This is a genomic window from Siphonobacter sp. SORGH_AS_1065, from assembly GCF_030818595.1.
In the GTDB taxonomy this organism is placed as follows: domain Bacteria; phylum Bacteroidota; class Bacteroidia; order Cytophagales; family Spirosomataceae; genus Siphonobacter.
The window spans coordinates 114820-128533 of the sequence record NZ_JAUTAM010000001.1 but is presented as its reverse complement, the minus strand read 5'-3'; the positions used below and the strand labels follow the sequence as shown (position 1 = coordinate 128533).

General features: G+C 46.7%; 13 protein-coding genes. 8 read left to right on the top strand and 5 right to left on the bottom strand.

The window, feature by feature from the left end; genetic code table 11:
• Nucleotides 1-44 precede the first annotated feature (44 nt).
• Nucleotides 45-1088, top strand: a complete 1044-nt coding sequence (locus QE390_RS00405; RefSeq protein WP_307140619.1) for an aldo/keto reductase — start codon at nucleotides 45-47, stop codon at nucleotides 1086-1088.
• A 135-nt stretch (nucleotides 1089-1223) separates the two neighbouring features.
• Here the strand turns inward: QE390_RS00405 and QE390_RS00400 are convergent, their stop codons facing one another.
• Nucleotides 1224-2249: an LLM class flavin-dependent oxidoreductase gene (locus tag QE390_RS00400; RefSeq protein WP_307140618.1), complete on the bottom strand. Its 1026-nt coding sequence runs from the start codon at nucleotides 2247-2249 to the stop codon at nucleotides 1224-1226.
• A 287-nt stretch (nucleotides 2250-2536) separates the two neighbouring features.
• Between QE390_RS00400 and QE390_RS00395 the strand changes: the two genes are divergently transcribed.
• From QE390_RS00395 to QE390_RS00365, 7 genes are all read left to right on the top strand, one after another.
• Nucleotides 2537-3367, top strand: a complete 831-nt coding sequence (locus QE390_RS00395; RefSeq protein ID WP_307140617.1) for a phosphatase PAP2 family protein — start codon at nucleotides 2537-2539, stop codon at nucleotides 3365-3367.
• 61 nt (nucleotides 3368-3428) lie between these two features.
• Nucleotides 3429-4319: a ThuA domain-containing protein gene (locus tag QE390_RS00390; protein ID WP_307140616.1), complete on the top strand. Its 891-nt coding sequence runs from the start codon at nucleotides 3429-3431 to the stop codon at nucleotides 4317-4319.
• A gap of 281 nt (nucleotides 4320-4600) precedes the next feature.
• Nucleotides 4601-4882: a hypothetical protein gene (locus tag QE390_RS00385; protein WP_307140615.1), complete on the top strand. Its 282-nt coding sequence runs from the start codon at nucleotides 4601-4603 to the stop codon at nucleotides 4880-4882.
• Between the two features lie 278 nt (nucleotides 4883-5160).
• Nucleotides 5161-5697 carry a ferritin-like domain-containing protein gene (locus QE390_RS00380; RefSeq protein ID WP_307140614.1) on the top strand — a complete coding sequence of 179 codons (537 nt, stop codon included), beginning with the start codon at nucleotides 5161-5163 and terminating at the stop codon, nucleotides 5695-5697.
• A gap of 422 nt (nucleotides 5698-6119) precedes the next feature.
• Nucleotides 6120-7379 (top strand): HAMP domain-containing sensor histidine kinase, encoded by a 1260-nt coding sequence (locus tag QE390_RS00375; RefSeq protein WP_307140613.1) that lies wholly within the window; start codon nucleotides 6120-6122, stop codon nucleotides 7377-7379.
• Between the two features lie 296 nt (nucleotides 7380-7675).
• Entirely contained in the window at nucleotides 7676-8830 is a 1155-nt protein-coding gene (locus QE390_RS00370) for a zinc-dependent alcohol dehydrogenase (RefSeq protein WP_307140612.1), read from the top strand.
• Between the two features lie 11 nt (nucleotides 8831-8841).
• Nucleotides 8842-9342 carry a hypothetical protein gene (locus tag QE390_RS00365; RefSeq protein WP_307140611.1) on the top strand — a complete coding sequence of 167 codons (501 nt, stop codon included), beginning with the start codon at nucleotides 8842-8844 and terminating at the stop codon, nucleotides 9340-9342.
• Nucleotides 9343-9429: 87 nt separating this feature from the next.
• Here QE390_RS00365 and QE390_RS00360 read toward each other — a convergent pair whose 3' ends face one another.
• The 4 genes from QE390_RS00360 to QE390_RS00345 all read right to left on the bottom strand — a co-directional run bounded on the left by QE390_RS00360 (nucleotide 9430) and on the right by QE390_RS00345 (nucleotide 13712).
• On the bottom strand, nucleotides 9430-10557 hold the full coding sequence (locus QE390_RS00360) for a cellulase family glycosylhydrolase (protein ID WP_307140610.1): 1128 nt from the start codon (nucleotides 10555-10557) through the stop codon (nucleotides 9430-9432).
• On the bottom strand, nucleotides 10526-11170 hold the full coding sequence (locus QE390_RS00355; protein WP_307140609.1) for a glycoside hydrolase family 5 protein: 645 nt from the start codon (nucleotides 11168-11170) through the stop codon (nucleotides 10526-10528). Before QE390_RS00355 ends, QE390_RS00360 begins: the two co-directional genes overlap by 32 nt.
• Nucleotides 11171-11206: 36 nt before the next feature.
• The gene (locus tag QE390_RS00350) at nucleotides 11207-12067 is read right to left on the bottom strand and encodes a glycoside hydrolase family 16 protein (protein ID WP_307140608.1); all 861 of its coding nucleotides are present in this window, start codon (nucleotides 12065-12067) and stop codon (nucleotides 11207-11209) included.
• Nucleotides 12068-12176: 109 nt separating this feature from the next.
• On the bottom strand, nucleotides 12177-13712 hold the full coding sequence (locus tag QE390_RS00345; RefSeq protein ID WP_307140607.1) for a RagB/SusD family nutrient uptake outer membrane protein: 1536 nt from the start codon (nucleotides 13710-13712) through the stop codon (nucleotides 12177-12179).
• Nucleotides 13713-13714: the final 2 nt, after the last annotated feature.

Sequence of the window (13714 nt, the reverse complement as noted above, 5' to 3'; positions counted from 1 at the left end):
TGAGCACCCAGCCAGGCATCATTTATCGGACCTCAACATTGAATATGCAAAATCAATCAAACCCAACGGAATCGTTTCAATTAAGTGCCCTCTCTCTGCCTCCCGTTATTTTCGGAACCAGCGGTCTGGGTAATATTTACGAAGCCACTCCCTTTGAAACCAAGCTTAGCATTGTTCAGGCCTGCGTAGCTCATTCACCTGGAAAAGCCGTTTTCGATACCGCAGGGAAATACGGAGCCGGACTAGCCCTGGAAGCTCTGGGTCAATGTCTGGAAGCCTTACGAGTGGACCCCAGTGATGTATTAATCAGCAACAAGCTAGGCTGGTATCAGGTGCCACTCACCACTCCCGAACCTACCTTCGAGCCCGGCGTGTGGAAAGATCTGAAACATGATGCCGTCCAACGCATTAGTTACGAAGGTATTCTGGAATGTTTTCATCAGGGCAATGCCTTACTGGGTAAGTATACCTCACAATTAGCCTCGGTCCATGATCCCGACGAATACCTGGCCAAAGCAACCAGCCCGGAAGAAGAAGAGGCCTTGTATCAGGATATATTAGAAGCGTACCGGGCTTTAGCAGAATTAAAAGCCTCGGGGCAAATTCTTGGTATTGGCGTGGGTTCCAAACAGTGGCAGGTCATCGAACGCCTTTCCAACGATGTGCCGCTGGACTGGGTGATGATTGCGAACAGTCTTACGCTTCATGATCACCCGGCAGCACTCGTAGCCTTTATTCAAAAGCTGCATCAAAAAGGAGTTGTTGTGATTAACTCGGCGGTATTTAACGGCGGCTTTCTCATTGGCAGCGACTATTATAACTATCGTCTGGTAGATGAACAGACCGAAGAAGGAAAAAAACTAGTGGAATGGCGGACAAAATTCTGGTCGGTGTGTGAGCAATTTGGGATAAAACCCGCCGAAGCTTGTTTCAATTTTGGCTTTACTATTCCGGGCGTTAGCAGTGTGGCTTTAAGCACGACCAAGCCCGATAAGGTAAAGTTGAACGTTGAAATGGCAACCAAGAAGATTCCAGAGGATTTTTGGGAAGCCTTAATGAAAGAAGGGTTGATTAACGCAAGATTCTAACACCATTGGTCTTTTTTACCGAAAGAAAAGTAAGTCCCTCCTAACGACTATTTATCAAACTAATAGTCGTTAGGAGGGACTACTATTATGGATTGGCTATTGAGGAGAATTGAGGGCCCGAGGCGTTTATAAAAATCAGGCTCCTTGTAATTCCCCTTGATTGATTTCTTCCATTACTTCGGCAAAAAACCGAATCGATTTTAGCCGATCTTCCAGAGCATAGGTAGGGCACACGGCGATGAGCTCGTTCACCTGCGTTTCTTCCAAAAAAGCCTGAATCTGCTTTTTCACCGTTGCTTTACTACCCACAAAGGAATATTTCAGCATTTGATACAAGGTAGGATGATTCAGCAATTGCCTCAGTTCATCGGTCATTTCCGTCGGCGGTTGCAGGGCGTCTTTTGATCCCGTCAAGACTCCAAGAAACATGCGTATGAGTGTGGTGAACAACTGTTCTGCTTCTTCATCCGTATCAGCAATCAATACATTAACCCCAGCAATCGTATACGGCTGACTTAACACCTCGGAAGCCTGAAATTCCCTGCGGTAAATCGTTAAGGCATTCAACAAATGCGTAGAAGCGAAATGGCTGGCAAAGGCATAGGGTAAGCCCTTTTGAGCAGCCAAGTGGGCACTATCCATACTGGACCCTAAGATATAGAGAGGTACATCGGTGCCTTCCGCAATGGGGGCTCTTACTTTCGAATACTGATTGTCTTTTGAGAAATACTGCTGAATTTTGACGATTTCTTCGGGAAAAGACTGGGCCGCCTCCATGAAATCAGAACGGATGGCATATGCCGTTTGCCGATCAGTTCCCGGGGCTCGTCCCAATCCTAAATCAATGCGATTGGGATATAAATGGGCCAGTGTTCCAAATTGTTCGGCTACCACCAGGGGCGAATGGTTGGGAAGCATAATCCCCCCGGAACCCACTCGAAGGGTGCGGGTATTTTCGGCGATATACCCAATGAGTAGCGAAGGAGCCGTACTACCGATATGATCCGCATTATGATGTTCGGCAAACCAAAATCGAGTATAGTGCAGAGATTCCGCTTCTTTGGCTAAGATTAGCGAATTGTTCAGGGTTTCTTTAATCGTACTGCCCTGTGGCGTAAGGGCTAGCTCTAAAATGGAATAGGCTACAGGCTGGTTATCCATACTATTACTGCGTTGATGAAATAGACATTAATTAAAGTAGTGGCACTTGATTCAGGCCCTTGCGAAGAACCTAAGTATACCTATTAAAGAGAAGGTTTGAGAGGGACTAATGGTTCAATCTTAGGATTCTTATCATCACTTGAGAGGTTAATGTTGATCTGTTACTCAGCAAATGAGATCATATCCTCTGGCTTGATGCCAGAGGTTCAATGCAGGGCTATTACTGCCCAAGTACAACTCAGCCTTCAGGATTTATGACTATACTTGTTATAAATCCTGTCCTCTTTATGAAACCTTATTTCTTTCTGTTGATTCTATTTACCCGGCTGACTTCGGTTACGGCTCAATCGGATACCACTACTTTTTCTGGGTATCAGGTTAACCCTACGTTTAAACTCCCCGTTACCACAGTGGCTCTCGCAGCATCGTATTTTGGATTTAAGCAACTGGACCGAACGGCTTCGCTTTCTGCTCAGGAAGTATTAAAACTCAACCCTTCCCAGATCAATTCTTTTGACAGAAGAGTGGCCTTTTACGATCCCGGCAGGTTTGCAGAGGCCCAGAAACGCTCGGATTTGTTCCTGAATATTTCCATCGCCAGCCCGCTGATTTTAATGCTGGGGAAGTCCATGCGTCAGGATGCCCTGGACTTATTAACCCTGTATACAACCGCTCATGCCGTTAACAATCTCTTATACTTTGCGGCGGCTTACTCCATTCGCAGAGCCCGCCCCTTAACCTATAATGCAGCCTTACCCCTTGAAGCTAAAACGGGTCTGGCCAAGAGTAATTCCTTTTACAGCGGCCACGTATCTTTCAGCACAACTGCTACTTTCTTTGCCGCCAAGGTTTTCACGGATTATTATGACCTCAGGGGCTGGAAAAGAATCGCTGTTTTTTCGGTAGCTGCGGTACCGCCCGCATTCGTAGGAATCAACCGGATGCACGCTGGCAAGCATTTTCCAACGGATGTATTGACAGGTTTTGTTATAGGCTCCGTTTGTGGCATCGCCATTCCTGAGTTACACAAAAAAATACGCTCCCATCCGCAGGTATCTCTCCGCCCGGAATGGTTCCCTGGCAGTTCCAGGGGACTGGCTCTCTCTTATACTTTCTAAGGGGCTTTTGGGTTGAAAAGCACTGTTTCTGTGTATCTTCCCGGATTAATCTCTATAACCTATGCTACCTCTAAACGTATTTCTCCGCCCTATTTTCATTACTGCCTTCAGTATACTTGGCTTACTTTCGGGTCATCTGATGGCTCAGGCTATGCCTCCTGCTAAAAAACTGGTGTTGATTGCCGGTAAAAAATCGCATGGTCCCGGCGAGCATGAATACCTAAAGACCGTACGCTTACTTAAGGTTATGTTAGATCGGACATCCCAATCGACGGGCATTACCACTGAAATTCATGCGAATGGTTGGCCTTCTGATCCCTCAACGCTAGATAATGCCGACGCTATTTTTATCTACGCGGACGGATCAGATTTCAACCTGGCTCAGGACCCAATTTTTGCCGAGGATCACTGGTCGCAACTGGAAAAACAGATGAAACGCGGCTGTGGACTGGTGCTCATGCATTACTCCACCTTTGCTCCCGCTACCTACGGTCCGGCATTCCAGAAGTGGGTCGGTGGGTATTTTGATTATGAAAGTGGAAAACCCGGAGCTTCAGGAAACCAGGCGTGGTATTCGGCCATTACTACTGAAACAGCTCAGCTTCTGCCCGCCCCCCATCCCATTACCCAGGGGGTGGCCCCTTTCCAACTTCACGAAGAATTTTACTACAAAATTCATTTTCAAAAGAACGATACCCGTCTGAAACCCGTGCTCATGGCACAGCTTTCAAAGATTGAGAACCCACAAACGGTAGCCTGGGCAGTAGAGCGGGCGGACGGAGGAAGAGGCTTCGGTTTTACCGGAGGCCATTTTTATGCCCACTGGCAAGACCCTAATTATCGAAAGCTATTACTCAATGCTTTGGTATGGACTGCCAAAGGTATCTTACCAAAGCAAGGAATAGATTCCGTTTTTTACACGGATGCAGAAGTAGATGCTTACCTTAAATAAGCTTGCTGTTGTAAGTGGTTGCTACCAGCAGAAAAAGCTGGTCGGGCCACGTTGGTAGCAACATGACCTTTCTAGTTCTTCAGCAAAATTGGTTGGGTTTAAATACCGCTGCCAATGTGGCCGCTGCCAGCTTTTTCGCTGGCAGCATTACCTTAGGCTATGCAAGACAATCATGAAGTAAGTGGTTGCTACCAGCAGAAAAGCTGGTCGGGCCACGTTGGTAGCAACATGACCTTTATAGTTCTTCAGCAAAAATTGGTTGGGTTTAAATACCGCTGCCAATGTGGCCGCTGCCAGCTTTTTCGCTGGCAGCATTACCCTGGGCTACGCAATACAATCATGAAGCAAGTGGTTGCTACCAGCAGAAAAAGCTGGCCGGGCCACGGGCCTTTCTATTCTTTCAGAAAAAATTGGTTGGGTTTCTGTCGCTAGGGGCTAATGGCAAAACAGGTAATTATTTACTCAATTTTGAGCACATCTTTTCACTTTTCATTAATTCTCGAAATATAAGAATCATGGACGTTTTGTATCTCCAATTAAGGAATAGTCAATATTACATTTAACTTCCTCATTTTGCACTTTTTACAATTGTTACTTAAGCAGTATAAAGCGTTTTAAAATAAATCATATAGGTTTCTACAAGGAAACAATCATCCCCTAAATTAAGGGGATGTTATTAGTATTTAATAATCATTTTTTCATCAAAAAAATATTACAATCAGATTTTTATCGCAATAAACGTATTCATCAGTAGGCCCTGAACTGATTCAATTGAATTACGCGTAGTAATGGAATGTATTTTTTATAAATAGCCCCATACTTAAAACCTATATTGATCCTCATGAAAACTAAAAGTAGCGTAAAACAGGTTTCTGAAAAAGATTCATCTGCTCTTCAAGAATTATTTGTTGATTCTTTAAAGGATATTTACTGGGCTGAAAAACACCTGGCGAAAGCCTTACCCAAACTAGCCAAAGCGGCCACTTCTGACGATCTCAAAGCAGCCTTTGAGCTTCATACAACCGAAACCGAAACGCACGTGGAACGCCTGGAGCAGATCTTCGAGTTAGTAGGTCAAAAAGCCGTTGCTAAGAAATGCGAAGCGATGGAAGGCTTACTTAAAGAAAGTGATTCCATCAAGGAAGATACCGAAAAAGGCACGCTGGTGCGGGACTGCGGCCTGATTTTAGCGGCTCAGAAGGTCGAACATTATGAAATTGCGAGCTATGGTGGGTTACGTACTCTAGCTCAAAAGCTTGGGCTCGATGAAGTCGCCAGTATCTTACAAACGACGTTGGATGAAGAAGGCACGACAGATAAAAAGTTAACGGAACTGGCTGAAAGTTACGTAAATGAAGAAGCCGCTCAGGAAGATTAACCACACGTTGGTTATCAACATCTGACATAACTAAAAAGGAAGTGGTGAGGTCTCCTGGCATTACCACTTCCTCTTTAGTTATTATCATTCATAATCCATTTTCAATTGTATGAAATGAGCTTAATTACTATCTGCTAGTTATTAATCATTTAGTTTTATAAACAAGTAATAATCCTCATTTAATAAACCCTAATTTACCTTAATCACATTTACTAAAATTCAAAATTTTTACCCTGCAAAGGTATTAAATCAATATTTACATAAAATTAATTTATAAAAAACTACCAAAGTACATTAAGTATTAATACTTCCACAAAAGCCACTTGCCTTCGTATTTACTTGTACTACTTTACATACGATTAAAAACTCTATAGCCTCTGGTTCGTTTATTAAGAATAGAATATTCTGTTTTCTATTTTGATATGACTAAACGAAACTCCGTCTATACCAATCAGATTAAGCAATTAACGGACTATTTATTCGCTCGTCAGGAGACCATTCTCAACCTTTGGCGAACCCGATGTTCTGAAGACAATAATCTATTGACGGGCTTGAGCTTCTCGCGGGAGGAATTTAACGATGAGCTGGCGGTTCTTTTGAATGTGCTCAGTCAACGGCTGCAAGGTAAACCCGAACAAGCCAATGCCCTGGAGCATTCGGGTACTCATGGTCTGCATCGTTGGCAACGGGGTTATACCCTGGCGGAGTTAGTCAATGAACTGAATCATTTATACGACATTATTGACGAGCAGTTTATGTCATTTTTGGAGCTTTACCCGCAGACCCAGTCTCAGGTGATGGTCCATGCATATCGACAGCTTCTAAGGCTTTCGAAAGATATTAATCGGGGCAGTGTTATGTATTTCGATCAGCTTAGGCAAACGGCGGCGATCAAGCAGGTGCAAACGCTGGAAGAAGCTCTCGATAATCTTCAGTCGATTACTCACCAACGCGGCGAGCACTTGAGGCAGGTTTCTCATGATTTACAAGGCAGTTTGGGTGTACTTTCGGGCGTGGCTAACTTGCTTAAACTACCCAGTAAAAAAGCCGACCGGGAGAAGTTCATGGAATTGCTCACGCGAAATTTACAGGCCGTAGAAATTATGCTCAGGCAGCTTATGAATTATGCCCGTCTGGAAGCAGGTCAGGAAGTAGTAGAAAATCAGCCCTTTGATGCCAGCGAACTTGTGCAGCAACTCGTCAGGTCGGTGGAGGGATTAGCAAAAGCGAAGCAACTGGTTCTACAGGCAGACGGCCCAGAACAGTTAATAGTCGTAGGGGATGCGATGAAAATTCGTCGTATTATTCAGAACTTACTTCTCAACGCTCTCATGTATACCGAAAGTGGCTGGGTTAATGTCAGTTGGGCTCTGGAAAATAAGGAACGCTGGCTAATCTCTATTCAGGACACCGGGCCGGGCCTTTTGAACGGTCCGTTCGCTCCTTTAGCTCATCAGCTTCAGCCTCAGGTAGAACCCACCAGTGCTCATCAGCCGGACGGTCCTTTGAATCCCCCTACCATCGTTGCACCCACGTCTGCTGAAAAGGACTCGTCGAGCAAAGGCGGCGAAGGTATTGGCCTTTTCATTGTCAAACGCATGTGCGAGTTATTAAAAGCCAGTATGGACATTGAGACCAGTGAAAAAGGGACTTTGATTCGCATTCGCTTACCAGTCGAATAAAGTTGCCACAGCAATGGGGTATTTTCACGACAAAGTCTACCGTTTAAAATCATTAAGATTCAGGTACAGCAATATCTTTCATACGATTCCATAATAAGTAGACAATTATCCTTAGATCAGCACTCCCCAGTATCAGCGGAGTGCTCTGTTTTAGGCGTTTAGGTAGGTCTGAGTGGTTCAATATTTTTCCTAGAAAGCTTATTCGATTCTGGTGAACGACAACCAAATCACTTTTCTATTGGCTGATTAATAGTAGTAAACCAGATCCTTACGCTCACGTAAAATGTCTAGAACCTATGCTCGCCATGAACTACCGGGGGCCTTTCAGGGTCCGTGTGGATCACAAGCCCTACCCCGAAATACAGCATCCCAACGATGCCATCGTCCGCGTTACCCGTTCGTGTATCTGCGGTTCAGATTTACACCTTTATCATGGGTTGGTTCCTGATACCCGAGTAGGAACCACCTTCGGCCACGAATTCATTGGCGTAGTGGAAGAAATTGGTTCTTCCGTACAAAACCTGAAAGTGGGCGATCAAGTGCTGGTGCCTTTCAATATTGCCTGTGGTAGCTGTCCTTTTTGTCAGCAGGAACTGTACGGAAATTGCCATGAATCCAATCCAGAGGCTACTGCGGTGGGAGGAATTTATGGTTACTCGCATACTGCTGGTGGTTATGATGGCGGTCAGGCCGAATACGTTCGGGTGCCTTATGCCGATGTAGGACCGATGGTTATTCCAGCCGACCTGCATCCCGACGATGCCGTGTTACTCACGGACGTCGTTCCTACGGGTTATCAGGCCGCCGAAATGGCGGGCATTAAACCGGGCGATACCGTAGTCGTGTTTGGAGCCGGACCCGTAGGAATTATGGCGGCGAAATGTGCTTGGTTGTTTGGGGCGGGCCGGGTAATCGTCATTGATCACGTTGAATACCGACTCGATTTTGTTCGCTCCTATGCCCAGTGCGAAGCCTATAATTTCAGATCCATGGATGATCCGGTTCTCTTTCTGAAGAAAACGACCGATTACTTTGGGGCTGACGTATGTATTGATGCGGTAGGCGGTGATGCCGCAGGAAGTGCCCTGCAAACCATTACCGGGAGAAAGATGATGTTACAGGCGGGTTCGGCCACGGCCTTGCACTGGGCGATCAATTCCGTAAAAAAGGGAGGGATTGTTTCAATTGTCGGCGTATATGGACCTACGGACAACCTGGTTCCCATTGGTAATGTAGTCAATAAAGGCATTACCATTCGGGCCAATCAGGCTTCGGTCAAGCGGCTGTTACCTAAGCTCATTGATCACGTTCGTGCGGGCCGTCTGGACCCTAAGGCAATCATTAGCCATCGGGTACCGCTGGAAGAAGTCTCAGATGCTTATCATATCTTCTCGGCTAAGCTCGACAACTGTATCAAGACGATCCTTATTCCACCCTCAGCCAGGGTATAACGCTAGTAGTCATGGAAAATTTAGCAAGTGATTATTCACATATTAATGGATGGGGAATTGACGCGGACCCAAAGAACGAGCCTACCTATCCCATGAAAAAATACACAGGCGACGATTACCGACGGCTCAATTACCAGAGGTCGCCCCAACAGCCAGTCAAGGTTGAGATCCTTCATTCCAATGAAAGACCCGGCGTGACGGCAGTATTTGGCACCTCCAGTCCTCCTTCGGGACTGAGTGGAGTCATCCGCCGCTACGCTTTTCGATTTAGTGAATCCGAATACGGCCATTGGTTACCCTTGCTCTTCGCCGACCGGGTTAATGTGGTTGAAGGAATTATTGACGATCTCAAACGCGGATATGTTCCTAATATTTTCGCGGAGAAAGGCTGGAACGCTGCCTGGAAATACAATCGCAAAGGGCTGATTACCAAGATTGCCGTAGGGGCTTTGATAACCACCGCTACCGTCGCTTTCCTCTGTCGACGTGGTTCAAAGCATGAGGAGGAATAGGGTAAGCTTTTTTCTCATCTATGCGGATAACGAACTCAACCGGTAGGTTAGGAATGATTACTCCTACCTACCGGGTGAGCTCGGTTGTTACCTATTTAACCGGGAAAGCTGAAAAGATTCCCACTCAAAACCGCCCTGTAAAACCTGTACCTTCAGCGTATTTTTTCCTTTTTTAAGGTTGATTTTTGAAGAAGCCGTATTTACCCATTGATCCTTAGCCGCGGGAATCAGAACAGCAGGAACCGCCATCTTGCCATTAATAGATAAAGCAAGCGAAGCCTGAACGGGCGAAGTCACCCGAAACTTTACTTCATAGGCACCTGATTTCTCGACCTCTACGGTATACTGTACCCACTCTCCCGGCTGGGTATGGGTAATGACATACGCCTTTTCTTTTTTCTCTATATCTACCCCATCATTTCGGTATTGATGGCCGCGATTGCCAACGGTATTTACGCCGGGCGTGTAATGATAACTGGCCGAATCGGTATCAAAATACGCGGATCGTTGTCGTCCCAGATCAAAATCAACGGCTTTGATAACCGTCTGTTTGGTAATGACCTGGGTTTTGAAAGGCCGGGTTTCGGCTGAATGCACCTGTCGAAACATCGCATCGACCACATCAGGATGATACCTGTTGTTTTCCAGTTTTAGTAACTCCAGTAACTCATTCAGCGTTTGCGACGCTTCCGCTTCCGAGGGCTTGGGTCCTTTCCCGTTCCAGTACGCCAGTAATTTTTCATACCCTGGCGTTACCCGGATTTCCAGCGGATTATTGATGCCCATTTTCTTTTCCTGCCACCAGCACCAGCCCATGTCATTTTTCTCCATGAGACGAATTGCATCCGTAAACCAGGTATTCGAATTCTCTCCCGACTCACCCAGCCAGAGGGGTACCTGATGCTCCTTTCTCAGATTCAGGAATGACTGAATGGCTTCTTGCGTATTAAAGTTTCCGTATTTGTGAAAACTCAAAGCCATGTTCGGGTCCCAGGTTGGCAAGAGGCCGCGATAGTTATTCCCGAATCCATTTCCTTCAATAATAATCAGGTGGTTTTTATCCACTTCCCGAATGGCCTGGGTAATAGCCACCATCAGCTTTCGCAAAGGCTCATTGCGGGTTTCTTCCGTTCCCCGGGTGTCTTTGGCATCCTGAAATCCCCAGTTGGGTTCATTGATAAGGTCAAACCCCGGCAATCCAGGTTTTATTGGCATAGCGTTCGGCAAGTTTCCGCCACAAAGCAATTGTTTTCTGCTGGTTGGCTTCGCTTTGCCAGAGCGAAGGCTGAGCCGGATTACGGTCAGAAATCGGTAAATCGTTGCCCTGCCCTCCGGGAGCTGCGTGTAAGTCCAGAATTAGGTAAACCTGATTGGCTTCACACCAACTCAGCAGGCTGTCTGTCAGAGCAAACCCTTCTTCCAACCAGGTATTTTGCCCGGCTACGGGTTCCTGCTCTATGGGTAGAGTGTAGAGGTTATAATGCATGGGCAGGCGAATGGAGTTAAAGCCCCAGGCCGCCATTGAATCAATATCAATTTTTCGAGTGTGATGGGTTAACCATCCTTTATAAAAAGCTTCCCTTTTTTCGGGGCCAATTAATTCCTGAATTCCTTCTTTGATCCGATATTGCTGTCCGCGACTGCCCAGACGGAACATATACCCTTCCTGTAGCATCCAGCCGCCCAGCCCCATGCCCCGAAGTAATAAAGGATGTCCTTTACCATCCACCAGCCGGGCTCCCTGGGCTTTGACAAAGTTCTGTCCCTGAGACCCCAGAGAACCGCAAAACCCTATGATTATTACTAGTACTAACGTTCGAAAAAACATGCGTGAAGGATACTTAGAATGGGAAGAAAGACACGATTATTTTTCAATCATGGGATAAACTCGAACATAATCGACTTCCATGGAAGTCGGGAAAATAGCATCATCTATGCCTTTAGCTCCGCCCCAGTCGCCTCCAACAGCTACGTTCAGTAACAGGTGAAAACGTTTATCAAAAGGCCATTCTGCAAACGTTTTACCTTCGTTGACAAATTCAAAAATAAAGGCATCGTCAATGTAGCCGCGAATGGCATACGGCGTCCAGTCAACCCGGTAGGTATGAAATTCGTCAAAGACGTTGTCCAGCTTACGCTTAGCCGTTTTTTGGGTATTTATTTTAAAGTAATACGCCAGACTGTGCGTACTAATATGCACCACGTTGGGATCATACCCTACGTGTTCCATAATATCAATCTCGCCCGAGTTGGGCCAGCCTCCATAAGCCCAGTCAGTAGGTAACATCCAGATGGCGGGCCAGGTACCCCGGCCTTTGGGAAGCTTAGCCTTGATTTCAAAACGGCCATAGAGAAAGTCGCCTTTTCCCTTGCTAATGACCCGGGCAGAGGTATAGGATTTCCCTTCTTTGGCTTCCTTAAGGGCCGTGATGTACAGCTTGCCATTGGCCACATGGGCATTTTTCTCGCTATTGGTGTAGTATTGTAACTCGTTATTACCCCAACCGCTGCCGCCCAGATCATAACCCCATTTTTGGGAATCAGGTAATCCTTCGTAATCAAATTCATCGGCCCAGACGGGTGTGGAGGCAAACGTCCAGCCTAAATCTTTAGGTTTAGAAATTGGTGTAGTGGGAGTAGGCTCTACGGCAGGTTGCTGACCCGAACAGGCAAATACACCCAAGAATAATAAGGTCGATAAGCTGGTTAATCGCAGGTACATCATCGTTTGGGTTAAAAAGGGCCGGAGGCAATACCTCCGACCCTCGGTTCATAGGTTAAGTATAGAATTGAAACGAGTAATGCTGTGACTAATGTATAGTCAGGAGTGTTGGTTATTTAGTCCCACCCCATTCTTTGCTTTGCTCCAATCGGGTATTTTCAAGTTCCAGCAGAGGAATGGGAAGAATTTCGTGTTTTCCTGCCACAAAACCTTTCGATTGCAGAACCGTTGCGGCCCGACCCCAGCGAACCAGGTCAAAGAAGCGATGCCCTTCTCCCGCCAGCTCCAGCCGACGTTCGCGAATGATATTTTCTAGCGTGGCCGTTACCCGGTGTTTATCATCTTTATAGGCCCGGTCGCGAACGGCGTTGATCAGAGCAGCCGCCCGTACCAGATCACCCCCGCCTCTAACCAGAGCTTCGGCTTCGAGCAGATACGTATCCGCCAGACGTATTTCGTACATATTTTGCGGATAATTCAACTCTGGAGCCCCCGCACCCGTAGGTCGATCAGACTGCCGGGCGGCCAGCTTACCCAGGAAGTAACCGGTATTCATGTATCCTTTTTCATAGGTAGCAATTCCATTTTTCTCCAGACTGTCAAGATTAGCGACGGTAGCCGTGCTACGCGGGTCATTGCGAATGGCATTGAACAAATCCGCCGTTACAATCAGAAAACTCCATCCCGAAACGTAATCAGGAGCGTTCGCTTGTAATGTCCGGTATCCTCGTGGACCTACCATGATATTCAGCACGTTACCTTCCGTACAGGCGATACAGCCCCAGTCGCCGGCAGAGGTATTGGTGTATGAAATCTCGAAAATCGATTCGCTGTTAAATTTACTGGACGTTTTCCAGAGGTCAGCGAAGTTCGTTACCAGTTTATTGCCATACGTTGAGGTTCCACCCGGCGTTCCGTTCACCAGAGCCAGTTCCTGAGCGGCCTGCGTAAACTTTTCCTGTTGCAGATACACTTTTCCCAGTAAGGCATGAGCGGCGGCCTGCGTCGCCCGGCCCCCTTCTGTTCCCACGGGGATGCTGGCGGGTAACACCGAAACGGATTCCGTCAGATCTTTTTCAATCTGGGCGTACACTTCCGCCGGAGCAGCCTGCACAACATCATACATTTCGCTCGTAGAAACTGGCGTGGTAAACAGAGGAACATTCCTGAAAAAACGAATCAGATCAAAATAGAAATAAGCCCTCAGGAATTTAGCTTCCGCCGCGTAACGATTCTTCAGCGATTCGTCCATGGGCACACTGGGTAATTTCTGAAGCAGCGTATTCGCTCTGAATATTCCGGAAAATCCTTTTCGCCATAACTCATCCTGTGGGCCGACGGCCGGAGTCAGGGTGTAGTTGGAAATTACCTGATAATCCGTTACGTCACTGGGACCACCGCCACCCGCGTAATGGTCGTCAGAGGCGGCGTTCAGGGTTCCCACTTTAGTTACGTAGCCTCCACCCTGCCAGCCAACCACGTCGTAGATAGCCACCAGTCCATTGAACGCTTCCTGTTGATTGCGGTAATAGTTCGTTTCCAAATCCGTTCCCTTGGGTTTCACTTCCAGGAAATCGGAGGAACAGGCATTGAAGAGGAGCATTCCACCCATGAGCAGAGCTCCCCATTGTAAGGTATTTTTTTTCATTG